The 24,192-nt window shown below is 44.5% G+C and carries 16 protein-coding genes and 1 tRNA gene; 7 read left to right on the top strand and 10 right to left on the bottom strand.

Features of this window, described 5'->3' with window-relative positions; translation table 11 throughout:
* Window positions 1-85 precede the first annotated feature (85 nt).
* The 3 genes from BUF15_RS06010 to cysS form a co-directional block, all read right to left on the bottom strand.
* Window positions 86-159, bottom strand: a tRNA-Gln gene (locus BUF15_RS06010).
* A gap of 85 nt (window positions 160-244) precedes the next feature.
* Window positions 245-1,051 carry an AmmeMemoRadiSam system protein B gene (gene amrB, locus BUF15_RS06005; RefSeq protein WP_073612633.1) on the bottom strand — a complete coding sequence of 269 codons (807 nt, stop codon included), beginning with the start codon at window positions 1,049-1,051 and terminating at the stop codon, window positions 245-247.
* Window positions 1,052-1,279: 228 nt separating this feature from the next.
* Window positions 1,280-2,752 (bottom strand): cysteine--tRNA ligase, encoded by a 1,473-nt coding sequence (gene cysS, locus BUF15_RS06000; protein ID WP_073612556.1) that lies wholly within the window; start codon window positions 2,750-2,752, stop codon window positions 1,280-1,282.
* Window positions 2,753-2,971: 219 nt separating this feature from the next.
* Here cysS and BUF15_RS05995 point away from each other — a divergent pair, with 219 nt between their 5' ends.
* Window positions 2,972-4,564, top strand: coding sequence for an AmpG family muropeptide MFS transporter (locus BUF15_RS05995; RefSeq protein ID WP_073612555.1), 1,593 nt, complete (start codon window positions 2,972-2,974; stop codon window positions 4,562-4,564).
* 404 nt (window positions 4,565-4,968) lie between these two features.
* On the opposite strand, the gene BUF15_RS05990 is transcribed toward BUF15_RS05995, so the two are convergent.
* A complete protein-coding gene (locus BUF15_RS05990) occupies window positions 4,969-6,453 on the bottom strand; it encodes a sigma-54 interaction domain-containing protein (RefSeq protein WP_073612554.1) in 1,485 nt (494 codons plus the stop codon).
* Window positions 6,454-6,618: 165 nt separating this feature from the next.
* On the opposite strand from BUF15_RS05990, the gene BUF15_RS05985 reads away from it, so the two are divergent.
* Window positions 6,619-7,884, top strand: coding sequence for a TIGR03790 family protein (locus BUF15_RS05985; protein WP_073612553.1), 1,266 nt, complete (start codon window positions 6,619-6,621; stop codon window positions 7,882-7,884).
* A gap of 44 nt (window positions 7,885-7,928) precedes the next feature.
* Here BUF15_RS05985 and BUF15_RS05980 read toward each other — a convergent pair whose 3' ends face one another.
* Window positions 7,929-8,339, bottom strand: coding sequence for a PGPGW domain-containing protein (locus BUF15_RS05980; protein WP_073612552.1), 411 nt, complete (start codon window positions 8,337-8,339; stop codon window positions 7,929-7,931).
* Window positions 8,340-8,421: 82 nt separating this feature from the next.
* Window positions 8,422-12,009, bottom strand: a complete 3,588-nt coding sequence (locus BUF15_RS05975) for a DUF748 domain-containing protein (protein ID WP_073612551.1) — start codon at window positions 12,007-12,009, stop codon at window positions 8,422-8,424.
* A 637-nt stretch (window positions 12,010-12,646) separates the two neighbouring features.
* Here BUF15_RS05975 and cdaA point away from each other — a divergent pair.
* Genes cdaA through BUF15_RS05950 form a run of 5 tightly spaced genes read left to right on the top strand, consistent with a single transcriptional unit; the run spans window position 12,647 to window position 18,133 of the window.
* Window positions 12,647-13,429, top strand: a complete 783-nt coding sequence (gene cdaA, locus BUF15_RS05970; protein ID WP_073612550.1) for a diadenylate cyclase CdaA — start codon at window positions 12,647-12,649, stop codon at window positions 13,427-13,429.
* Entirely contained in the window at window positions 13,411-14,619 is a 1,209-nt protein-coding gene (locus BUF15_RS05965) for a CdaR family protein (protein WP_073612549.1), read from the top strand. The genes cdaA and BUF15_RS05965 overlap by 19 nt, the downstream gene beginning before the upstream one ends.
* Window positions 14,620-14,624: 5 nt before the next feature.
* Window positions 14,625-15,977 carry a phosphoglucosamine mutase gene (gene glmM / locus BUF15_RS05960; protein ID WP_073612548.1) on the top strand — a complete coding sequence of 451 codons (1,353 nt, stop codon included), beginning with the start codon at window positions 14,625-14,627 and terminating at the stop codon, window positions 15,975-15,977.
* A gap of 49 nt (window positions 15,978-16,026) precedes the next feature.
* Window positions 16,027-16,893, top strand: a complete 867-nt coding sequence (locus tag BUF15_RS05955; protein ID WP_073612547.1) for a glycosyltransferase family 2 protein — start codon at window positions 16,027-16,029, stop codon at window positions 16,891-16,893.
* A gap of 28 nt (window positions 16,894-16,921) precedes the next feature.
* Window positions 16,922-18,133 (top strand): glycosyltransferase family 4 protein, encoded by a 1,212-nt coding sequence (locus BUF15_RS05950; RefSeq protein ID WP_073612546.1) that lies wholly within the window; start codon window positions 16,922-16,924, stop codon window positions 18,131-18,133.
* Here the strand turns inward: BUF15_RS05950 and BUF15_RS05945 are convergent.
* The 4 genes from BUF15_RS05945 to BUF15_RS05930 form a co-directional block, all read right to left on the bottom strand.
* A complete protein-coding gene (locus BUF15_RS05945) occupies window positions 18,130-19,215 on the bottom strand; it encodes a glycosyltransferase family 4 protein (RefSeq protein ID WP_327021850.1) in 1,086 nt (361 codons plus the stop codon). The two genes, BUF15_RS05950 and BUF15_RS05945, sit on opposite strands and share 4 nt — an antisense overlap.
* Before the next feature lie 56 nt (window positions 19,216-19,271).
* Window positions 19,272-20,417 carry a UDP-galactopyranose mutase gene (gene glf / locus BUF15_RS05940; protein ID WP_073612544.1) on the bottom strand — a complete coding sequence of 382 codons (1,146 nt, stop codon included), beginning with the start codon at window positions 20,415-20,417 and terminating at the stop codon, window positions 19,272-19,274.
* Window positions 20,418-20,431: 14 nt separating this feature from the next.
* On the bottom strand, window positions 20,432-21,607 hold the full coding sequence (locus BUF15_RS05935; RefSeq protein ID WP_143170643.1) for a hypothetical protein: 1,176 nt from the start codon (window positions 21,605-21,607) through the stop codon (window positions 20,432-20,434).
* Between the two features lie 189 nt (window positions 21,608-21,796).
* Window positions 21,797-24,142, bottom strand: coding sequence for an HAD family hydrolase (locus BUF15_RS05930; protein ID WP_073612542.1), 2,346 nt, complete (start codon window positions 24,140-24,142; stop codon window positions 21,797-21,799).
* Window positions 24,143-24,192: the final 50 nt, after the last annotated feature.

The following is a 24,192-nucleotide window of genomic DNA, read 5'->3' as shown; positions in this document are numbered from 1 at the left end:
CTAAAGAGTGAGTGATTTTTGTAGAACGCATGAAGCAAAAAAAAAGCGGCTGCAACCAAAATTGGTTGCAGCCGCTTTTTTATTTTGGCTGGGGGACAAGGATTCGAACCTTGATAAGCGGAGTCAGAGTCCGCTGTCTTGCCATTAGACCATCCCCCAGTGAAGTGCCGCTCAGGTGGGGTGATTTATAGAGGAAATACGTTTTAGTGTCAAGAAAAAAGCTCAAGAAAAGTTGTCTCATTTTTCAACAAACAACAACCCCGGCATAACCGACCACCTGGTTGGTGTCGCCTGAGGCTTCTCCTGAGTCCGTATAGCGGATTACTTCGGCCGAGGTGGCGCCAAGGGATTTTGCGGCTATCAGGGCGACGGAAACAGGGATGATCCCGCACATCGATATGCGCTTGCTGTGAACGATGTCATATACTCCGCGGGGGTTGAGCTGTTCTATTCGCTGAAGTACCTGGGTGTCTTTGAGCGTTGCAGATTCCCGCGATTCGTAATGGCTCATATCGGTTGATGCGATAATAAGGATATCTTCAGAAACCGTATTGATGACACCGGCGATAGTGGCCGCAATTTCTTCACACATGGGATAGGAGACGTGCGAGAGTACAATGGGAATGATGTTGAGATCGGGTTGCAACACCTGAAGAAAAGGGATCTGCACTTCAATGGAATGTTCATACTTATGGGCCACTTCATCATGGACGATGGGACTGTTGGCATCGAGCAACATTTTTGCGACCTTATGGTTGACCGATACTTCACCCAAGGGCATATGCCAGTCAGCAAGTGATAGGGCAACCGGCGCGCCTTGGCCGTGGTGGTTGAGCCCAAGTAACACGACGGTTTTGGGAATTTCGATGGCACTGAGGGTTTCAGCGGCTACGCGACCGGAATATATATAGCCTGCGTGAGGGCAAATTGCCGCAAATGCCTTTCTTTTGGAAGGCAAGGCATTGACTGTCAGTAATGTCTTGATTTGTTGGGAAAGCTGGGTGGGATTGCCTGGGTAAAAACGATCTGCAACAGCTGGCTGTCTGATCATGGTATCACCCTTATATTGGTTGTTGTGTTTCCATCCTCGCACGTTGCCTTCACTGGCAAGCGATCTCAAGAGGAGATTTACCCGCAATGTGATGTTGTGTTTCCAGTAACAGAACCTGCAATCAGCTGGGTCATTTTGTATGAGGCTCAGCAGTCTGCCACTCTTGCTGTCAGATTGTATTCTGCAGGAAGAAGTGACAGACATTCGGGGGTGAGGAAAAAGTGAAAATCAAGAAGTTCTTTTTACCGTCCAACTCGTGCCCTCGGGACCATCCTTCAGCTCTATGTTGTGGGCTAAAAGTTCATCGCGGATCTCATCGCTGCGTGCCCAGTTTTTGGTGGACCTGGCAAGGCGACGTTCCTCTATGAGATTATCGATGGTTACTTCGTCCATGTCAATTGCCGACAACATTTTTTGTTTTTGGGCGTCAAGAAAGGTTTGGGCATCTTCTTCAAGAAGGCCCATAATGGCGGCAAGTTTTTTGACAAGATCCCGGGTGGCGTGCAGAAAGACAAGATCGTCCGAGGCTGGTTCAGGGGGCAGACCCTGTAGAATACGATTTATGCTTTTTGCTGCATCAAAAAGAACGCTCTGCGCCTGAGCTGAGTTGAAGTCATTGTCCATTGCTTTCTGGAAGCGCTCTTCAATGGATAACATCTGCTGGCGATCTTTGTCGGTAATAACGCTATCACTATCTGAGCGACCGTCTGTGGTGAGAGCATCAACCGCCGCAATAGCTGCGTAGAGTCGTTCAAGGCCAGCGGTGGCATCCTGCATGGCCAATTCAGAGAAGTCGAGAGGGTTTCGATAGTGTGTTGAGAAAACGAAAAAACGGAGTATTTCTGGATGATAATGCTCGAGCAGGTCACGAATGGTCAAAAAGTTATTAAGTGACTTTGACATCTTCTCATCACGGATTGTAACGAAACCGTGGTGGATCCAGGTTTTGACGAACGAGCAGCCATTGGCACCCTCGCTTTGGGCAATCTCATTTTCATGGTGAGGAAAAATGAGATCCTTACCGCCTCCATGGATGTCGAATGTGTTGCCAAGATACTTGCGGCTCATGGCAGAGCATTCGATATGCCAGCCTGGTCGTCCTTCACCCCAGGGGCTGTCCCATTTCGGTTCGCCGGGTTTCGAGCCTTTCCATAAGACGAAATCCATGGGATTCCGTTTCATCTCGTTGACAGAGATACGGGCACCTGCCTGCATATCTTCAAGATTTCTCCTGGAGAGTTTGCCGTACTCTGAAAATGTTTCGACCGCATAGTAAACATCGTTCCCCGCCTGATAAGCCATGCCTTTATCGATCAATTCAGAAATGATCTGCACCATTTCCTGAATGTGTTCGGTCGCTTTGGGTTCCATGTCAGGCCGATCGATGCCGAGCCGGTCCATATCTGTATAAAACTCATGAATAAATCTATCTGCGAGCTCAAACGAGGATGTGTTCTGTTCGGCGGCCCTGTTGATAATTTTGTCGTCGATATCTGTAAAGTTGCGAACGTACGTTACCTTATAGTTCCGATACCGCAGATATTTGACGATCATGTCAAAGGCGAGGGCAGAACGAGCATGCCCTATGTGGCAGAAATCATAAGAAGTTATTCCGCAAACATAAAGCTTGACATGGTTAGGTTCCAGCGGTTCGAGCCTTTCTTTCTTTCCGGTCAGTGTGTTGTAAATATGTATGGTCATGGTATGAAGAACTATCTGTGGACAGTTCGTGAGCGTTGAGTAATAATCCTGCCACTATGTGTATGGTTCACTATATAACAGTGAAATCCGTATGCAAGAACCCTCGGCAGCTTTTGATAGAGGACCCTATGGCTGGTGTTTGAACATGGCCTGTGGCCATGCTGCTGTTTGGTTGTGATAAACATGTGAGCATAATCGTAATACAAGGAAAAGACAAGAATGAGGCACGAAAATGACACAAAACGTGGCTGGAAAGAAACTCTGACCTCATGGGGACATCCCCGAGCAGTCACAATGCTGTTTCTCGGGTTTTCTGCTGGGATCCCGATTCTTTTGATTTTCTCCACACTTTCTGTATGGTTGCGGGAGGCAGGGGTCAGTCGTTCTGCTGTAACCTTTTTCAGCTGGGCTGCTCTTGGCTATTCTTTCAAATTTATCTGGGCGCCGCTCATAGATCTACTGCCGTTGCCATTGTTGACTCGAATTCTCGGTCGCCGGCGCAGTTGGCTGCTGGTTTCACAGTTGATGATCATAGCTGCTATTTGCTGGATGGGGCTCACCGATCCGGTATTGTCGCCAACCAGTCTCACCTCAATGGCCATGGCGGCTGTGCTGCTTGGCTTTTCGTCGGCAACTCAGGACATTGTCATTGATGCATATCGAATTGAGAGTGCGGAGCAGTCGCTGCAGGCTATGCTCGCTTCTATGTACATTGCCGGCTACCGTGTCGGAATGCTGGTAGCAGGTGCTGGATCTCTTTATCTGGCGTCATGGATTGGTACGAGTAGAGAGGCGTATAATTTTTCGGCATGGCAGGGAACATATTTCATTATGGCCGGGATTATGCTGCTCGGAGTGATGACCACGCTTGTTATCATCGAGCCCAACCGTGCCAAGAGCAATAAACTGCATGAATACACCGTTGGTCAATATTGCAGGATAGTCGGACTGTTTTTATGTATGGTGATGGCCTTTGTCACAACCTTTTTCAATTTGGGGAATTTAACGGTAGGTTGGAAAAGTGTTATGACGGCACAATTGCCGCTCTCGGGTGTAATTCTTGGCTTTTTGATTGAGGCGTTTCGTTTTGGTGTAGCGCTGGCCGCAGCCGCTTTGGTCGCAGCTATTCTTGTTCGGCTAAATCTTGTCGATCGCCCTATGGTGCGACAGACCTATGTTATGCCAGTAAAGGATTTCTTTCAGCGATATAGCATGAGAAGCGCTGTTTTACTTTTGGTACTGGTGGGTTTTTACCGGATCTCTGATATCGTTCTAGGTGTTGTTTCAAATGTTTTCTATGTAGATCTCGGCTTCACAAATAACGAGATTGCCACTATCACCAAGACTTTTGGTTTGGTCATGACCCTGGCAGGTGGTTTTCTTGGTGGGATGTTGACTATCCGGTACGGTGTCATGCGAATCCTCTTTGTCGGCGCACTTCTTTCTGCGGCCACCAATCTGCTTTTTATGGTACTTGCTTCGGCTGGTGCCGATATTTCCATGCTGACATTAGTGATCGCTGCCGACAATCTCAGTGCTGGTCTTGCATCAACAGCTTTTGTGGCTTTTCTCTCTGCACTCACCAGTGTTTCCTTTACTGCCGTTCAATACGCGATCTTTTCATCGGTGATGACCCTATTCCCAAAACTCATAGGTGGATATTCGGGTTCGATGGTTTCATCGCTTGGTTATGAAACGTTTTTTTTGATTACCGCAGGAGTGGGGGTGCCGGTGTTGTTGCTGATCTGGATGGTGCGGGAAGAAAAGGGATTGCAAACGGCTGATGCGACTAGTTCGAAAAAGGAGAAATGAAATGGTATTGGCCTTGAAAGACAAGAGTTTTTCAAGGCCAAAAAAGTGCGTTATGAAAGCCTAAAGGAGTTTTTAAACTGAAAACAGCCTTTTAGTGCTTGCACCCAACGATGGTGTCATGAAGGATTCTGATTTTTTCAGCCATACTCGCATTCTGATCAGTTGTGGATGATTCGGCAAGGTGGCAACAGCCAGTATATTCGCGGGAAGAACAATAGGTTTCCACGTAGTCCTCCAGAGGGATGAACAGACCGTCGTCATGCATTCCGCATCTCTGGGTGTGGCCTGACCAATAAGGGCAGATTGATGTCTTTTTGGGAATTTGTACCATATATTGCACCGTCTTCGAGGATTACGCATTCAAATGCTTTTGCGCTCTCATATGCAATACATATACCACTAAGTCACTTCAATTCTTTGGGCGAAATGTTATAGCGTTTCAGCTTATCATAGAAGGCGGTTTTGCCCACGCCTAGTTTTTTGGCAGTGAGAGCTACGTTTCCGTTATACTTATGTAAAAAGTTGGTAAGGATCTCTTTTTCGACCTCCGACATCATATCGCGAAGTGACATTCCCTGCAGGCGGTCGAGGATCGAGACGGCCGGAGGTGGCACATTTGCTTCGTGCTGCCGGTCAAAGAACAATTCGTTGTTGGTGATGACGTTACTTTTTGCCATCAAAACAGCTCGTTGTATAACGTTTTCAAGTTCTCGGACGTTACCTGGCCAGTCATGCTCCTGTAGTCTGGTCATGATGGACTTGGGCAGAAAGGTGATATCTTTCTTGAAAGCCTTTCGATATCTGCGAACGAAATGACTGACCAGATCGACAATATCTTCTTTTCTTTCCCGTAAGGGGGGAATCGAAATATTTATGATATTCAGTCGATAGAAAAGGTCGAGCCGAAAAGTTCCTTCGTGTACCGCCGCAGCGAGGTCGGCGTTAGTGGCGGCAATGATCCGCACATCCACTTTTATTGGAACATTTCCGCCTACGCGGATAATTTCTCCGTCTTGCAGAACTCGCAAAAGTGCTGCTTGCATTCGTGGACTGATATCGCCTATTTCATCAAGAAAGATGGTGCCACCATCAACGACTTCAAATTTACCTTGTCTTCTGGTATCGGCTCCGGTGAATGCACCTTTTTCATAGCCGAACAGGTCGCTCTCCAGGAGCGAATCATTGATGGTATTACAATTGATCTTTAAAAACGGTTTGTCGCTACGGTCACTGCTTTCCCGGATAAGATTAGCAACCAGTTCTTTACCTGTTCCAGACTCACCGGTGATGAGGATAGTGGCATCTGAACTGGCAACCTGCTCGACCATATGGCGCAGATCTCTCAAGGGTTTGCTCGATCCCACCATGGTGCCCTCTTCATAGTGGGTGTTGAAATGATCCTTGAGGTAATTCTTTTCCTTGGTTAAAACCTGACGAACCCGATCACGATCCTTTATCTCTTTAATCTCGTTGATGATGATCGATTCAATGCTGTTGTTGATGTACGAGAGATTGTCGCCCTGAGATTTGGCGTTGGTGATATCCCGTAAAAACAGCCAGTGGAGGAGGTCGCCTTTGTACCCTTCGAAGGGGGCGAGGACACATTCGAGATACGTGTCGTTGAGATTGATCTCCTGTTGGGTGCCAGTCTGGTTCTTTTCCATAGACTGTTTGATGATTTCAAACAGCATGGCCGCTGTCTTTGAGTTGTTGTTTTTCCCCTTTGGAGACTCAAGACTGCGAAGGTCGCCAAAAAAATTGATGGCGCTCGGGTTCATGTATTCCACGGAACTTCCACCATGGACGAGCAGGACCATTTCGGGCATGATGTCAAGCAGGTTTCTCTGGTTGTGAAGTAGCCTGTCTATGTTTTGCTGAATTTCATCCATTAGGTTAAGAACCTCTATTTCCCTGGTATAAAAATTGTGCAGAAAATCTAGCGTAGATGCTAGTGCATCTGACTGCTAGTATATATCATGAGAAAAAAAAATAAGAGAATTTTATGTCGTGAGATGACTACAGGGTATGACAATCCAAAGGAGTAGTTAACATAAATGTATAAAAAAAAGCCAGTGATTTTTTTATATCTAGCAGTTTTTATAACAATTATTTCATTTTTAGCCATTTCTGAAACTTCTTACTGTTTTGTTGCCAATGAGGTTCTGGTTGTAGTTAATTCGAGAATGTCCGGCGGGAAAGGTATTGCCAAAAAATACATGAAAATTCGTGATATACCGGAGGAAAATATTTTATCTACTTCACTTACCCTTCATGAGGTTATGGAGCGTGAGGAGTATGAAAAAGGACTCTTGCTACCTGTGCAGGAGAAGATTGCAGCCTTGAAGAAGAAAGGACGAAATATCTATGCCATTGTCCTTGTGTATGGTGTTCCACTCAAGGTAATGCCCCCGACGCCTGACTGGAAAACAGAAGACATCATAGCGGATTTGCGACGGGAAAAGAATAAATTGCAAAAGGATGGTGAAAAGCAAACTGATGCAGAAAAGTTGATCAAAGAGTTGGCTGCTCGGATCGATGAACTTACCGGAACCAACAAGCGAGCTGCTGTTGATTCGGAGCTCATGCTTGCCAAGGCCAAGGGGTATGATTTGTCAGGCTGGATAGAAAATCCCTATTTCATAGGTTTTCAAAATAAAAAAACATTCCTTAAAAAAAATGACATTCTCCTGGTGTCGCGACTGGACGGACCGGACGAAAAAACTGTGTACCGAATTCTAGAAGATACCATTGCTGCAGAACATAAGGGATTGCAAGGTACGGCTTACTTTGATGCACGTTGGCCTCTGCCAGAAAAAAAACAATTAAGTGGGTATGCCCAGTGGGACGCTTCATTACATAAAGCAGCACAGGTTGTAGAGCGCAGGATGCAGGTAAAACTGGATGCACAACCTGAGCTTTTTGCGCCTGGAAGTGCTCCGAATGCGGCGCTCTATGCTGGTTGGTATTCTCTTGGGAAATATATAGACAGCTTTACCTGGGTGCAAGGTGCCGTGGGATACCATATCGCTTCAGCAGAATGTTCGACCTTAAAGAAGGCTGCCAGCCCGGTGTGGTGTGTGCAGATGCTGAATAAAGGAGTAGCGGCGACAATTGGTCCGGTGTACGAGCCATATGTCCAGGGGTTTCCTTTACCCGAACTCTTTTTTGCCGCGTTAACGGAAGGGTACATGGACCTCGGGGAAAGTTATCTTATTTCATTGCCGTATATTTCTTGGCAGATGGTGCTGGTTGGCGATCCGCTCTACCGACCCTTTGATCCTTTACCTGCTGTGAAAAAAGATATGACGCCTAATCAGTGATCTTATATAAGTCTCCTGTTTGCAACAAGAATCTCTGGACGTGTCTATTGCCAGTAGAATGATTCCTTTTTCATTTTATGTCGAATCCAGTTAAGACCTTTACGTACAGAAGGTGGGGTGGTCAGGATAACAAGCAGCCGCCTTTTGTACGGAAAGCTCATGACGGCAATGCCGATCACCATCGTGATTACACCTTGACCGGGCAGAAAGAGCATGGCGACACCGGCCAGAAAGAGTAGCAGGCCCACGATGTTGCGAATGAGCAGTAGAACAAGGTTCCCTGGGGTAATCGCAGTAAGGCTTGCTATTCTTTCCTGGCGATGCTGGAAGTAATTCCTTGGAAGGCGTGCGACGATAAGCGGAATGCAGACCAGGGAGACGATAAACGTCAGCGCTGAGAGAGCCGCCAGAACCTCCAGTAGATAGCTGTATTGCTTTAAAACTGAAATATTCATCTACTGATATTAGAGGAAGATTTCATTAGGAGATGATTTTGTAATACGTCATTTTAACCCGCACTATGGAGTCTCATTTGTTCTATTTCCCTGAAGTACTCTCAACTGTATTGATTGTAAAAAACACCCGATTACCCTGAATTTCTTTGTTATTATTTAAGGTAAGCTTTTTGGAAACGCTGACACGCTCGGGTGCCAAGCTGAGGCTCTGAGTAAAAAGTTCTGCTACAACCCGGGCCCGTTCTCTAGCGAGTTCCTGCAGCATTGTTTTGTCAATAACGACTTTTTCCGGCTTAACTGGGGCGTAGCGTCTGGTAATCTCTTTGGGAATTGTCTGGTCGACGACAGCATGAGGTTTGCCGGATGCTTTCTGTTTTTCAAACAACTGTGCCAGGTATTCTTCAGTGGCCTTTTGCAAAGCTTCTTTGCGACGATTGTTTTCCTCCTCAGCTCGCTGGAATTCAGCAATCTCCAAATCCTTCTTCATTGCCTCACCATCAATTGCGATATCGACGCTTCCGGTAATGGTGATGCCTATTGCGTGGTGCGCCTGGAGGAGACTACTGAAACGTGCAAGAGCTTCCTGGCCTTTGCCGGTGAGGAGAATTTTACCAGGCTCAAATTCGGCGTGCTCCTGGCCAATGAGGCTGGCGTAGTCTTCGTTGGCGAGAAGCAACGGAGAAACTGCTGCTTTCAATGTAAGCTTTTGAAAGGCGGCGGCAGCGTCGTTGGCAAGTGCGGTCGGCGCGGTATTCAGTGATTGCTGGGAGACGACCTTGAGAGGAAACCGTCCATCGCTTCCACTCATAAGAGCAAGAACCATTGCTGCGTCTCTTTTGTTCGGTAAGGGCTCCAACTCAGTGATTACCACTTCACTGTCACGGTTTGTCATTCCATTTCCCCAGGTGACGTTGTCTTTTAAAGACAACTCACCGTGTGTCGTGTTCACATCGACATGTTTTTTCAACTGTTCATGAAACGTGGAAAGGGGAAAATCGCTGATTGTAAACTGGGTACTTCCTTGGCGAGCAGGGTGAAAGAGGTTAACAGATCCGGATACCGTAAAGGGGAGAGAGTCTAAATCACCACCAAGAGTAAACGAAGACGGTTCGGAAGCAGGATCGGAAGAAACTTTCTCTATAGTGCCGCTCAGGCCGCCGATCTCAGAATTCCAAGCCGGATTGAGACGAGTATCCCGGTATTTCATGGTGCCGGCGGTGATAACCACTTTGTGCAGTTCAATAACAGGAAGTTTTTTGGGTTTAGGCTTTTCATTATCTACAGCCTGGAAATGTTTCAACAGAAAACTACTGAGTGCTATAGCCATATGCTGACTGTCTTTAGAAGAGGTCCAACTCATAGCAGGTGCAACAATGGTACATTGGGAAGCGCCGATATGAAGGGGATTGCTGTTGTAACGGAAATCTTGCAGATTAATTTCCTGCCAGGAAAAATAGGTATTTTCCTTGTTCTTTTTGTCTTTTTGCGAAAGTCGACCATCCTGTAACAGCAGCAGTCCGTTGTAGCTCACATACGGGTAGCTGAAGGTTCCTTTTCCAGCCAGAGTTGTTTTTGCGTCGGCTATTAATTGGCTCTTTCCAAACCAGGGGAGGATCTGGGTACTATCGAGACCCGCAAAACCAGTGGTCAGAGTGGTGAAGAAAGAATTGAGCCGCACCTTGCCTTTGGCTTGAATCTCTCCAGTCTTCCCGAGTTGTGCGGTAAATGTGAGATTGTCGCGTTCTGAAGAGCTTTCCAGGCGGGCGAGATTGATTGCCTGAAGGGACACGTCGGTGAAGCCAAGTGAGGGAAGTTTCTTTGTACTGTCGGAAAGGGTCAGGGAACCGGTGAATTCCAATGCTTCGATAGCGATGTTGCCTTTTTCGCCGCCAATCCCTTTGGCGATTGGCGGGAGGGCATCGATCATCAGATCCATCGTGCTGTTTTTCAAATATACACTGCCTAAAGAGAGCTTTTTGCCTTCCTTGCTTAAGCCGGCAATCTTTATTGAAGGGGCACTGAACCAGGTATGGTTTCCATCAACAAGTACGAGGTCGTTGAAGGTAAGAATGCCTTCGGCAACGGAGATGCGACTGACGATATCAAGGCCAGGATAGTCTTTGAAATTAATAGCGGCCTGGGCGTCAACCGTTCCAGATTTAGCGAGGACAGAATCGAGCCCGATGAGTGGAAAAATCTTTTCAGCCCCGAGATTCGTCAAAAGGAGATCGCCTTTAGGAAGTAAATGTTCGTCTACATGGCCTTGTAGATTGAAAGTGGCCCTGGTGTTGCTCTGTTCACCACTCAGACGAAGGGTTGCCTGTTTGTCAGCCGCATTATTTTTGTTGCGGTTATTATAGTTCTTAAGGGTGAACTGGATAGCCTCCCATCGATCTCTTTCGGTTTCAGAAGTGTCACCGATCAGCACCACAGTGCCGTTGTCAGCAATAAAGAGATCGATCTTGACTTCGGGGGTGGTGTCTCCCTGACTGTTACTTTGGGCTTTTGCTGTAGCAAGGCTGGCTAATGCTTTGAATTGTGAAAAAGAAAAGCCATTGGCGATATGTGCTGTGGGTTCACGCAATTCCAGACTTTTGAGGCGTGTGTTGCCGGTGAGCGGTTGAATGGCACCTTCCAGTTTGACTGATGGAACCTGTAGCTTGAAAGTCTCGTCAGCGGAATTAACGGCTACACCGGTTGCCTGCATGGAAAAATCTACCGACAGCATGTCATTGGTACGAGACTGGGCAAAGGTCAATTTGAGTGATCCTTCGGCTTTGCCTTCAGTGATGTCGAAAGGTAGCGTAAACGGCAGATAGTCAAAATATCGATTGAGGTCAATTGCATTGAAATTGCAAGAAAGCTCGGTTTTCAGGCTTACATCCGTGTCTTTGCTGTTACCGGTAAATGCTGCTTGACCTGTCAGCTGAATTGGACTGCCATTAATGACCGCAGAAAAGCTGGGGCGAAGATATTCTTTAGCCTGGAAAGAAAAATTTGAGAGATTTGGGAGGTTTGCTTCAATCTTTTCAATAATGTGCGTTGTGTTTTTTGGCTTATCGTGAAAGGTGAGTTTGCCGTCTGACAGGGTTATATTGTTGAGTGAGAATCGAAAAGGGAGCGCAGAAAGATTAAAAGATTGTGATGACGGGGTTTTTCTGTCGTTCGGCACGCTACTGTAAAAATTATAATTGCCCTCGCTGTTACGGATAAGATCGAGTTTAAAGCTATTAAGATTTACCTGTGTAGAAATGATTTCTCCCTTGAACAGAGGGAGTGGAGCAATATCAGCTGCAAAGGATTTGAGGGACAGCACTGGCTCGATGCTTTCTTCACTATCACGCAAAATAGCATCGGTTATGTTCAGTTTGAAAGTAAATGGGTTGAAGTGAATCACGCCAATTTGTGCAGACAGGCTGGTGTGCTGAAGTATCAGTGCGGGCAACTTGCTATGAAGATAATGGGGAACGCCCCAGAACCCTGCAATCACATATCCCCCGACAATGAAAATCAGAAAGGTGATAGAAAGAAAAGCCTTCTGGCCCTTTGAACGTGTTTTGCCTTTCTTGGGGCGAAGCGGACGCTTGGGTGCCGTTGGAGTGGTCCGCTCAGGGGTTGCTTCTTTTTTTGCTGAAGGCTGTATGGGGATGGATCCAAAATGGTCAGACATAATCAGACAGTGTCACACTCGTAAAGTTCAAATAACATAGGGGCAGAATACATAGCATGTCAGTTTGTATGGATGAGGATCACTTCAAAATGACATATTATCGTAGTCTGCTACAGGCTTTCGTTAATTTATGCGAAACTCTAAATATACGTTTTTTCGGAGTACTTGCCATTTATTGTAAGTGCCCAAGAATGATTTTTTTATAATTTTTGTGATAGCCGCCGTTCTCAAACAATAATCTCACTTGTTTAAGAGTGTAAGCAGGCCTCTTGATGAAGAAGGCAATGATATGCCTCTTACCGAGGCCGATGATAATGAGGATTTTGAAAAAAGTCCATGGACAAGTAGGTTCTGTGCGTAAAATCAGGTCGTTCGGCTTATGTTCACTAAGTGAAAGACATTGAATCTTGAAGTGAATCCCTATTGAAGCTGAGAGGGATGCCTTTAAATGGAAAAATAGGTGATTTGAGAGTTTTTAACATAAACTAATAAATGTACTGATTTTATTTGGCAAAATGATTCGTTAACCTGTATTGTTTGAGGGAATGTGAGGTGTAGCCTTGTTGGTTGTTCAAAATTTTCGATGTATGTACTTTTCTGCCGTAGCAGAAGTGGTATATGAGGTATAAAAACGTACATGTTTGATGTAGCTAGTTATTTTCGCTGGCAGGATATCCTTGATATTCTTGTTGTTGCCTTTGTCATCTACCAGCTGATCTCGATTATCCGAGGAACGCGCTCTGTTCAGATGGTGCTTGGGCTTGGCATTTTGTTTGTCGTCTATTTTGTTGCCAAGATTTTCGAGCTGTCGACACTAATGTGGATGATGCAGACATTTCTCAGCTCGATTCTGTTAATCGTCATAATCGTTTTCCAACAGGATATTCGTCGTGCACTGACTCAGGTTGGCAAGTCACCGTTTCAGAAAGCAACCGACGTAGCGGATAAGGATCTTGATGAGATAATCCGTTCTGTTTTTTACCTCTCCAAACGTCGTATAGGCGCCCTGATTGTTATCGAGCGTGAAACTGGTCTGCAGGATTATGTCGAGTCAGGGTTTGACCTGGATGCACGACTCACCAAGGAGCTGCTCATTTCGATATTCATGCCGGTATCTCCGCTGCACGATGGCGGTGTTATCGTCCATAAAGGGCGTATCCAGTCTGCCGGGTGCATTCTGCCTCTAACCCAGAATCCATATATTAATAAAAAATATGGTACCCGGCATCGTGCCGCTATCGGTATTTCTGAGGAGACCGATGCTGTGGTGCTGGTCGTGTCTGAGGAGACACAAGAGGTTTCCGTGGTACGGCATGGTGCTCTCACCACGGTGAGTGACGAGATCAGTTTAAGTAACAGCCTGCGAGCGATATTTATACCCAAAGAAGGTGCTTCTCATTCATGGAAAAGTTGGTTTTAAATAGTGTGATACGCTTTGGTCGCGCCCTGTTTTCTGCTAAAAAATGGCAGCGGATCTGGTCGAAAGAGTGGGTTCTAAAGTTTATTTCACTTTTGCTCGCGACCTTGCTCTGGTCGTTTGTCGGTGGCGAGGATATTGTCGATAAAAACGTTATGGTGCCGATCGAGATCATCAATCTGCCTCGAGACCTGGTGATTTCCAACCAGTTCAAAAAGGAGATAGAGGTTACCCTGAGCGGCCCGCGTTCAGCGATCCAGGAGATGGCCAATAAGGCAGTGTCGCGGCAGATTAACCTTTCAAATGCCACGCCGGGAACGAATGTTGTTGAAAATGATAATACGTCGATTCCGGTTCCACGTGGCGTGACGGTACTACGGATCCAACCGACCTCAATTATCCTTTCACTCGATAAGCTTATCCAGAAACAGTTTCCGGTAACGCCGGTAACTTCAGGAGATGTCGCAGCTGGTTTTGTGATGGAGAAGTTGGTCATGAATCCTGATGTTATTAATATAACAGGTCCCGAAACAATTTTGTCGCAGGCTGACGAATTGATGACCGAGATTATTGACATTAATGGACTGAAAGAATCAAGAAATTACCAGGTGCCACTGGACCTTGAGCCAAGCTTTGTTGAGCTGATTGGCCAGACCTCGGTAACTGCAGAGATCACCGTCAAGCCCAAAATGGTGGAAAAGAAAATCAGCAAAGTGAATGTGGAGGCTTTCCTGGCTGGCGAACGTCAAGAGGTAGCACCGACAACAGCTGATGTAATTTTAAGAATACCGGTTTTATTGCTGAGGGACCAAAAAGACCTGAAATCGATTTTTTCAATTTCTGCGGCTGAATCTGCCGACGAAAGTGGTTTTTTGAAGCTTAAAGTGGTGCCGAATGAAAGGAATTCACTGCCAATTGAAGTCGTATCGATTATTCCCCAGGCGGTAAAGGTTGTGAACATTGCCCCAGGCACACCAGAGGAGGCGCAAGAGGAAAATGGTTCCCCGGTCGCTTCAGAGGAAAAGGAACAACAACCAAAAACATCGGATGAAGGGCCTCTTCCTGTGACGCAAACCATTGAAAATGTTCAGATTCCACCTGATGATAAAACAATAATACAGCTGGAGACTACCGGAGAAAAACCTGCTGGAGTCAAAATTTTACCAATAAAAACAAAGAAAAAGAAAGAATAACTCGTATGCGCAAATTATTTGGAACTGATGGAATACGCGGGGTAGCAAATATCTACCCCATGACCATAGAAATAGCCATGCAGGTTGGCCGTGCGATAGCCTTTATCGTGAAAGATAAGGCGAAAGGGCATCGAATAGTCATTGGTAAAGACACCCGTGTATCCTGCTATATGCTTGAAAACGCGCTGGCAGCAGGCATCTGCTCCATGGGTGTTGATGTACTATTGGTTGGCCCAATGCCGACGCCAGGTATCTCGTTTATTACCACCTCTATGCGTGCTGATGCAGGTGTGGTTATCTCAGCATCGCATAACCCATTCCAGGATAACGGTATTAAAATATTTTCAAGTGACGGCTTCAAGCTGCCTGATCATGTGGAGCTTGATATCGAAGATCTTATCTTTTCGCAGAAGATGGCCGCACTACGACCGGTAGCTGACGAAGTAGGTAAAATGGCACGCATCGAAGATGCGAAGGGCCGATATATCGTTTTCTTGAAAAACACCTTTCCGAAGAATTATACACTGGATGGTTTTCATGTTGTGATTGATTGTGCCCATGGTGCAACCTATAAGGTAGCTCCACATGTCTTCAGAGAGCTTGGTGCGAAAGTTACAACAATAGGTGTTGAACCGGACGGAACGAATATCAATAAAGACTGCGGTGCGCTTCACCCAGAGCTGATGGCGCAAAAAGTGAAAGACCTCGGTGCGGATCTTGGCCTCGCTTTTGACGGAGATGGAGACAGGCTTATCGTCTGTGATGAACAAGGCAAGATTGTTGATGGCGACCATATTATGGCAATCTGCGCACAGGAGTTGATGAAGCAACGAAAATTGAAGAAGAAGACGCTTGTCGCCACAGTCATGTCCAATATGGGACTCGAAGTTGCCATGGAACGTATGGGAGGAAAACTTGTTCGAACTGCAGTAGGTGATCGCTACGTCGTCGAGTGCATGCGAAAAAAAGGCTACTCCTTTGGCGGGGAACAGTCAGGTCATCTTGTATTCCTTGACCATATCACTACCGGTGATGGAATTCTTGCCAGTCTGCAGCTGATGGCTATCATGAAAAAGCGTAAAAAGCCGCTCTCTGAGCTTGCAGCGGTTATGGAAAGTTTCCCACAGATACTAAAGAACGTTCGCATGTCCACCAAAATCCCAGTCGACAGTATCCCTGATTTTCCTGAGACTGTAAGAAGGTTTGAAGAAAAGCTAGGTAAGAGTGGCCGTATACTGGTTCGGCCTTCTGGTACTGAGCCGGTCATTAGGGTGATGGTAGAGGGTGAGGACCAGGATGAGATTGAAAGCATGGCTGATGAACTATGTGAAGTAGTACGAAGGGCCGATAGACACTGATTCTTCTAATGGGGTTTTCTTTGTTTTTTGTTTATGAAAGGATATTTTAGTGAAGGAAACTGAGCGTGTGGAAGTAACAATTCTGATACCTGCTTTTAATGAAGAGCAAAGTATTGGCAATACCATTAGTAAACTAAAGGAAATGTATCCATGCTTTGAAATATTGGTCATAGACGACGGCTCGACTGATGACACTATGCAGATCGCTATGGATGCTGGTGCCAGTGTCTGGCCACATCCCTACAATATTGGAAATGGCGCTGCGATAAAATCAGGTTTACGATTGGCTAAAGGTGAGTGGATTATCATGATGGACGCTGATGGTCAGCATAATCCTGAAGATATAGCTCATCTACTTGAGCACAAGGACAGCTACGATATGGTAATTGGTGCTCGCATCAAGGGCTCTGTAACTGATTTCCACCGAGATCTCGCTAATAAATTATACAACAAGATTGCATCCTATGTTACCCGCTTCAAAATAATGGACCTGACTTCAGGGTTTAGGTTGGTGAGAAGGAGCACGGTTCAGGATTTCATCTATCTATTACCCAATACGTTTTCCTATCCCACCACATTAACCATGGCTTATTTGCGAATGGGCAGAAGTCTCAAGTATGTACCGATTATCAGTAGAAGGAGGACGGGGAGAAGTAAAATACGTCTTGTTGAGGATGGCATCCGGTTTTTATTGATTATTTTCAAAGTGGCGACGCTTTTCTCTCCGCTAAGGATGTTTTTACCGGTTAGTGCGTTGTTGTTTTGTACTGGGTTGAGCTACTATGCAATCACCTATTTTACCGAAGGCCGGTTCACCAACATGTCGGCCCTTTTCTTTACTACCTCTGTCATAACATTTATGATCGGTTTGGTGTCTGAACAGATCGCTCAGATGCGTTATGATCGTGTAAAATAAGCGTATCAAGTCAGGGCGAGCATTTCTTATGAAAAAACGAATTCTCGTCATCACAACTACATATCCTCGCTGGAAGAACGATACCGACCCGCCATTTGTGTTTGAGCTGTGCAAAAGGCTTACCGACGACTTTGAAATTCATGTTCTTACCCCTTGCTATCCAGGGTCTGTAGAAAATGAGGTTATGGATGGGGTGAAGGTAAGACGATTCAGATATTTTTTGCGTAAATATGAGAAGCTGGCAGGTTCCATAGGTATCCTTCCGACCCTGAATAATAACAAGTTGTACTATTTTGTTATTCCATTCTTTTTGTTTTTTTCACTCGTTTCTCTTTTTAAGGCCATCCGTGATGTGAAACCGGATCTCATTCATGCGCATTGGACCATTCCGCTCGGAATTTTTGCTGCGTTTGCGAAAACAATTACCCATGTACCCTATGTTGTTACAGCCCATGGTGCTGATGTTTTTGGTTTGAGAGGAGCTTTTTGGACCTTTATGCGCCGATATGTAATGAGAAATGCTTCAGCGGTGACTGCTGTAAGCAATGCGTTGAAGGATTCATTAAAAATGTGTCACTCTCTTTCAGATGTAAAAGTAGTACCAATGGGGGTTGATTCTTCTTTATTTGCAAGTAGTTCGAGAATTACGAACCAAGAAAATCGATCAGATCCCACCCCAACGCATAGGATCCTTTATATTGGGAGGTTAACCGAAAAAAAAGGTGTCATTTATCTTATTCGTGCAATGCGTAAAATTGTGGAACAAAAACAAAACATCACGCTTTCCATAGTTGGTTCAGGAGAGCTGGAAAATCTGTTACGAGATGAGGTTAAAAAATTATCCCTTTCTCAATATGTTAATTTTTGTGGTGCCGTAACTAATCACGAACTGCCTAGCCTCTATGCGCAGCATGAGATGTTTGTTGCCCCTTCAATTAAAGCAAAAGGTGGTGATACAGAGGGCTTTGGTTTGACTCTTGTTGAAGCGAATATGGGGGGGTGCCTCGTTATCGCTTCTCAAGTAGGTGGAATTGTCGATATTATTGAGAATGGAGAAACCGGTTTATTAGTGAGAGAGAAAGATCCTGCTGATATTGCAGAAAAAGTCATATATGCCATGGATAACCCAGATGAAGCGAAAAGGATTGCTTCAAAGGGGCAAGAGATGGCAAAGGCAAGATTTGATTGGTTTGTGATTTCTCAAAGATATGCCTCTATCCTGCATGATGCATGTAATTAATTTTTTGACAGGATTTTTTCGATAATGAACCGTTCTAGTACTTCTGCCTGGTCACTCCAGGTGGGAATTGGTAAATTTACAATTGATTTTTTCTCTATCTGACCGATTATTTTCTTGTAAAGGTCAGCTATATCTCCTGGGCTATAGAGGCATTCGGGGTAGTCGTTAAAGAGTTCTTGTAAAGGCCCGACAGCGGCTGCGATAACCGGGACTTTGCATGATAAAATTTCGTATGCCTTCTGTGGAAATGCATAATTGCCAAAACTGTTCGGGTTCATACAGATCAATGCAACATCAAGCGCATTGAAGAGTGCAGGGATTTTGGCATGCAACAACTCTCCAAGGTATATGATATCTTTTCTTCGCGGTGGCGGGTTCCCTTGAGCAGGGCCGGCTAGGACGAGCCTCGTTTGAGGATGATCTTGCTTTACTAGGTCGATTACCTCATATAACAGACCGGTTCCGCGATCTGCCGATAGTGAACCAGCTGTTCCGATAAAGATACCGTCTCTAGGCAGACCAAGAGATGCGCGAGCATCTTTCATTTTTTGCTTTATAAACTCACCGGCCGTGATGGTACTGTTAATCGTCTCTATAGGATTACCAGGGGCTAATTTTCTGATATACCGGTTAAGTGAATCGCTTATGGTTGTTATTCCAGCAGCGTTTTGGATAGCTTTTCTGTGTCCTGACTTCATGCCTGGAATGCGACTCATGCCAAAACTCTCGAAATTATCATAGAGGTCCAGGAGGTATGGAGTATTGGTTTTGTTTGCAACCCATCTTGTGAGTATTGAATGCAGACAATCAGAACCACCGATGAGCAAATCAGGCTGGATTTTTCTGATTGTGTAAGTCATGAATTTTATGTAAGGGATGAGGTTTGATGCGAAAACGCCAGCTGGATAGGAATACCATTGCGATAGTCGGCAACCATTGGGATTGTATGTTTCTCGAAAGATAGATCTGGAACTGGATGTGTAGTTTAGACAAAATCCGGTAACATCATGTCCACGCCTGGCTAACTCGTTGGGTAGATGGTAAAGCCTGCCATACTGATCTTGAATCACGTCGTGATTCATATATTTCTGTTTACATAGCCAGGCTATTTTCATGGTTAATTTATAATTCCAGCGTTTTACTGTCGAAACAGAGGGCAAAGCCTGGTCTCAAACAGATCAAGAGCATTTTCTATAGTTTGGTGCATATCTAGGTATTTATACTCACCAAGGCGACCACTGAAAAATACATTGGGATGCTTTTTGGCTTCATCATGATATTTAAGCAATAGCTTCCTATTTTTCTCATCGTTGATTGGGTAATATGGAGCTGAACCATCATCCATGTCTGAATATTCTCGAATAATCAACGTTTCATTTTGAGGATAATTTCTTTCAGGGTGAAGGTGCCGAGGTTCATGAATTCGAGTGTAAGGAACAGTTTCCTCCGCATAATTCATCACTGATATTCCCTGATAGTCTTCTACACTTATAACTTCCTTTTCAAATCGGAGAGTTCTCCATTCAAGTTTTCCAAATTTGTATTCAAAAAAACGATCTATAGGACCACTATATACAATGACAGTATTCTGAGGCAGCTGATCACGAATAGAAAAAAAATCAGTATTGAGGTGAACTTGAATTTTCGGATGGCTCAGCATCTTTTGAAAAATGGCAGCGTAACCATCCTCTGGGATACCCTGCCATTTGTCGTGGAAATAGTTTTCATTGTAATTAGTTCTGAAAGGTATCCGTGTGAGTATAGATGTTGGAAGATCTCTGGGATGCTTCTGCCATTGCTTAATGGTGTAACCTTTAATGAACGCTTCATATAGAGGGCGCCCCAAGAGTGAAATGGCTTTCTCTTCAAGGTTTTGAGGTCGTAAAATATTCTCTTTTGCAATCTCCCTTGCAAGGAACTGTCTCACCTCAAAAGGTTTGAGATTAACACCATAAAATGAGTTAATCGTCTCAAGGTTAATAGGCATTTGATATACTTGGTCCTTGTAGGTTGTTAGGACTTGATGATAATACCCGTTAAAGTGAGTGAATCTATGAATATAATTCCAGACGGTTTCGTTTGAAGTGTGAAATATGTGTGTTCCGTACTGGTGGTACTCAATTCCAGTCTCCTGATGAATTGTAGAATAGCAATTGCCACCCAGGTGGTTACGCTGCTCAAGTATCATGACGCTGAGATTATACTCATTAGCAAGTCTTTCAGCTATGGTTGAGCCATAGAGACCTGCACCTACAATGATAAAGTCTGAATCTGCTAGGCTCATATCAGTTTGATTTTCTAAGAATTGAGTTCATTGTTGCTGTTGTGTTTTTTGGCCAATGGAAACAGAAGCGTTATGTGGCATTGAAGAAAGCGAAGCAATGATAGTATCTTCAAGGTCATGTATCTGAAGGGTTGCGGCAATATTGATGCAGATCCCTCAGGCCACGGTATTCGTATAGATTCCTTGTGAAATCGAAGCAATTGCGTTAGGATTTTTTGAACCGTTTGCATGTTTAATGGCGTGACAAGTGTGGTAATGTAACATTGTGCTGTTGAGGTGTGACTAAACTGCACAGGAAGGTAAGCAAGTGCCATGGTTTCACTGGGTGAAGGTCTTTTTAGAAATCTGGTAAGGTTGGTCAGAGCAAGGTTTTGATAAGCTTCTATTTTATCAAAAAGCAATCCGGATTCCGCAGATTCCCTGGTGGCTTGTAGAGCCAATGAATGGAGATGATTAGCGTAAGCTGCACTGTCCGGATCGATGTTTTTTGTATGAAATACCGGTTTTGCTATACCTTTAGTTGTCACATATCCAATAACTGAGGAGTGATCTGCTGGCAATAATACATGTTCAACGAGAAGGTGGTATTTTTGCAGTGGCAAACTATGCTTCCTGTCATCAAAAAATATGTATGCTTTACCCGATACTTTATGGCTTGGGACACATCCTCCCAAGCCAAGGTAGAATCCGGTGACACGCCCTTTCCACCCTGTGGAAGAAAGAATATTGTACAAGTATGTTTGACAGTTTAAAAACCATCCTGAATCGACTAACGACCATTTTTTGGTTTTATAAAGATTATTTTGTTTAAGGTATTTTTTCGCGCTTTCTGCTGATTCAGAAATATGTTTACTCAAAACAGAGCAAAAATGAGTGTTGGATAAAAGGTTGTTTATTAAATCATTAGAAATTCTTGAATCACTTTCCTTAGATTTACCCTTGTTAATAAAGAGATCAATTTCGCTTATAGTCAGCCCGGCTAAAATCAGTGCCTCGTGAACAGTTTTGCCAGTACCAATTAGAGATCTTAACGCTTGATCTACTGGCATAGATTGTAATGAAGGTATATACCAAGCGCGTCGTGAGCCGTATAAATAGTGCAATTCTGGAGTGGTTATGTACTCAGATATTATTTTGGCAATCTTATAGAGAATTTGGCCATCACGTGAAACAAAATAGAGACGACGCAACCCATGGTTGTTGGCAGTCCTGATTATCCAGCAAACGTAAGCTATGAGAGTTGGGACTATGGTATTTGAAAGCAAATAGTCCAGTTCAGATGATACCCTCTCATTATTAAAATTATAGTGGACGTAATTTAGGTTCATTTTGTCATTGGATCTTGTGTTAACAGCTTGTCACCTGAGAAACAAGTATTCTCATTTACAATAGCTCATAAACTTCTTGGTGCATCGTACTGCAAAATTCCTGAACGGGAGGTTTTCAGGTAGTGCAGCGTATATCTTCCTTCCTAATAAGAGTTTAAATGATATGAAGTCAGCGGTGAAAGTATTCATTCCTTTACTGCGTAAATAAATATTAGATAACCCAAAACAGATTTTCAATAAAAGCAATTCATATATGTATAAAGGGGGTTTTGGAGAAACCTTTTGTGATTGCGCACAACCCAAAGTGAATAAACGAAATTGTTTATCTAAAACAGCCTTTTCAAATTTGTGTTCGAAGGGTGGGAGTGGTGTTGAAGTGTTGGACTGCTTTCTTGCTGCAGGTAAATCTAGGTTGTTTTGGTTTGGGAGGTTTCTGCAAACCCGCGGAGCGCTGAGAACAGTATAAGCAAGTGAAGCAATTCTTCCTAGTGCCATTGCAACTGCACCCTGCCTCCACAATGACTTGCTTACCGATGTCAGAAATGCAGACGGAGGGAAGAGCGGTGGTGTGGTGCTGAAATAGGCTTTATCGCTGCTACCGAAGTTGGCAACGTTGGTAAAAGACGATAGTAGATTGAGTTCATTTGTCCTCGGCATGAAAATAAGTCTTGCGATAACACACCTGGAATAGCTCATCAGTGACTTTGCATCAGATCCCTTAATAGCTGCATATTGGGCATACAGTTTCATGAAGTCACGAATACCTTGTTGAAGCTGAGCAAGTCTGGTGTCATCCTCAATTTCCGGTATTCTTTCAGAGTGATCTTCATCAAGCATTACAGGTTGGCCATTCTTATATCCAGTGATAGTGCCGTGGGCGGCCCGACTTGCTATTTCAATAAGAAAAACAAAATGTTGCGATGAACTGCCAAGCCATTCAAATCTGCCCGAGTTGAAGAAGTCGGCATAGATTGGAATACCAGCTCCAATTCTGTCGATTGCTTTTGAGTTTGCTCCGAGGTAGTAAGTGAAGATTTCCGGGCTATCTATATCTTCCAGGGCGATTTGAATTCCCTCGCTGATTTGCCCAGCCCATCCCACATCTACAAGCAAAACGCGTTCGGTTTCAAAGAAACCCGTTGTTTGCAGATATTGGATGAATTCCCTACGGGATATTGCACCGAGAGCTGCGGCTCTTTCCTGAATAACAGGATGGTTGACAAGGAGAGAGAACGATGGGGTTTCTGTCACAGAAACCTCTTTATCAACATCCTGTACACCATGTGATCGAGCCAAGTGTAGTAGCTCTTCTTCTGAAAAATTGAGAACTTTCAGTAAGCGGCGTAAGGATACTTTGCCATTGCTAACTACTTTTGACGATATCTCTCTAAGGCCATACCCACGCATGGACGATATCGAGGCAGCTAGCCTTGAGCTGCACAAGTAGTTCCCTTCTGGCAGATCAACATGTAACCTGTGCATCAGAGTGTTGTACAGATCTTTCAAAAGCAGGCCTTCTCTTGAAATAAAGTAGACGGCATCAGGTTTTGTATGCTGACAGAATTCAACGAGCCCATGAATGTAAGCTGAAAATACAGGTCCCAGTATATCTCTGCCTAAAAATTGCAGTCCAGGCAGCTTATGACAATGAGTTTCAGAAGAAACGAAATCTGCAGCTTCACATCCAGACCAGCTTGGATAAGCATAGGAGAAGAAAGTGTTAAATTGAGCTCGTCTAATTTTGGGGATCTGTTCACCGATGACTAAGGAAGTGATCCCTTTTTCCGCAGCTTTGACCCCATCAGCATACGGATTGTCCCCAATGTGTAATAGCTTTTCCGGAGTCAACCCAAGATCTTCAAGGACGTAATCGTACAATCTTCCAGTATTTTTCAGAAGAGAATGGTCCCCAGACACGTAACCATTATGAAAGTAACACAGCAATCCAGCCCTATTGAGAATATCATTAATTATGTCCTGGCCTAAATACATGTCCGAGATGTAAATTAACTGATGATTATTCTCACAAAGATATTGTAATAAATCTGTGATTTTTGGGTTTGGATAGCATGACCATTGTTCGTATTTTCGTTTTAAAAAACAGGCAAGTTTTGATAAGCTGCTCCACTTGTCGGGGGTGTCAGGTGTAAGCCGTTTAACCCAGGCATAATTTATATCTTCCAGGTGTGCTTCAAAATCCAGGCCATTATTTTGATTAATTTTAGCCACATCGCAGTAGGCCTTGTGGCGTTCATCGAGGACTCGTTTGGTGTCAGATGAATCAAATCCGAGAGCACGGCCAAGCTTATTTGCAACACCATATTGTATAGACTCAGCTGAGCAACGACGAAAGATCAAAGTATCAAAAACGTCAAATGAAACGACAGGGAATTCCATATACCTAGCATTAGAATCTTTTATATGGCTTATGAGTGTGTTAAAAGATC

The organism is Desulfopila aestuarii DSM 18488 (genome assembly GCF_900143695.1).
In the GTDB taxonomy this organism is placed as follows: Bacteria; Desulfobacterota; Desulfobulbia; order Desulfobulbales; family Desulfocapsaceae; genus Desulfopila; species Desulfopila aestuarii.
Note: the sequence above shows the minus strand (reverse complement) of the source record. Positions and strands in the feature narration are given on the sequence as shown.

Coding starts and splice junctions, on each gene's coding strand:
- amrB (WP_073612633.1), bottom strand. CDS start 1,051: ATGATCAGACAGCCAGCTGTTGCAGATCGTTTTTACCCAGGCAATCCC.
- cysS (WP_073612556.1), bottom strand. CDS start 2,752: ATGACCATACATATTTACAACACACTGACCGGAAAGAAAGAAAGGCTC.
- BUF15_RS05995 (WP_073612555.1), top strand. CDS start 2,972: ATGAGGCACGAAAATGACACAAAACGTGGCTGGAAAGAAACTCTGACC.
- BUF15_RS05990 (WP_073612554.1), bottom strand. CDS start 6,453: ATGGATGAAATTCAGCAAAACATAGACAGGCTACTTCACAACCAGAGA.
- BUF15_RS05985 (WP_073612553.1), top strand. CDS start 6,619: ATGTATAAAAAAAAGCCAGTGATTTTTTTATATCTAGCAGTTTTTATA.
- BUF15_RS05980 (WP_073612552.1), bottom strand. CDS start 8,339: ATGAATATTTCAGTTTTAAAGCAATACAGCTATCTACTGGAGGTTCTG.
- BUF15_RS05975 (WP_073612551.1), bottom strand. CDS start 12,009: ATGTCTGACCATTTTGGATCCATCCCCATACAGCCTTCAGCAAAAAAA.
- cdaA (WP_073612550.1), top strand. CDS start 12,647: ATGTTTGATGTAGCTAGTTATTTTCGCTGGCAGGATATCCTTGATATT.
- BUF15_RS05965 (WP_073612549.1), top strand. CDS start 13,411: ATGGAAAAGTTGGTTTTAAATAGTGTGATACGCTTTGGTCGCGCCCTG.
- glmM (WP_073612548.1), top strand. CDS start 14,625: ATGCGCAAATTATTTGGAACTGATGGAATACGCGGGGTAGCAAATATC.
- BUF15_RS05950 (WP_073612546.1), top strand. CDS start 16,922: ATGAAAAAACGAATTCTCGTCATCACAACTACATATCCTCGCTGGAAG.
- BUF15_RS05945 (WP_327021850.1), bottom strand. CDS start 19,215: ATGAATCACGACGTGATTCAAGATCAGTATGGCAGGCTTTACCATCTA.
- glf (WP_073612544.1), bottom strand. CDS start 20,417: ATGAGCCTAGCAGATTCAGACTTTATCATTGTAGGTGCAGGTCTCTAT.
- BUF15_RS05930 (WP_073612542.1), bottom strand. CDS start 24,142: ATGGAATTCCCTGTCGTTTCATTTGACGTTTTTGATACTTTGATCTTT.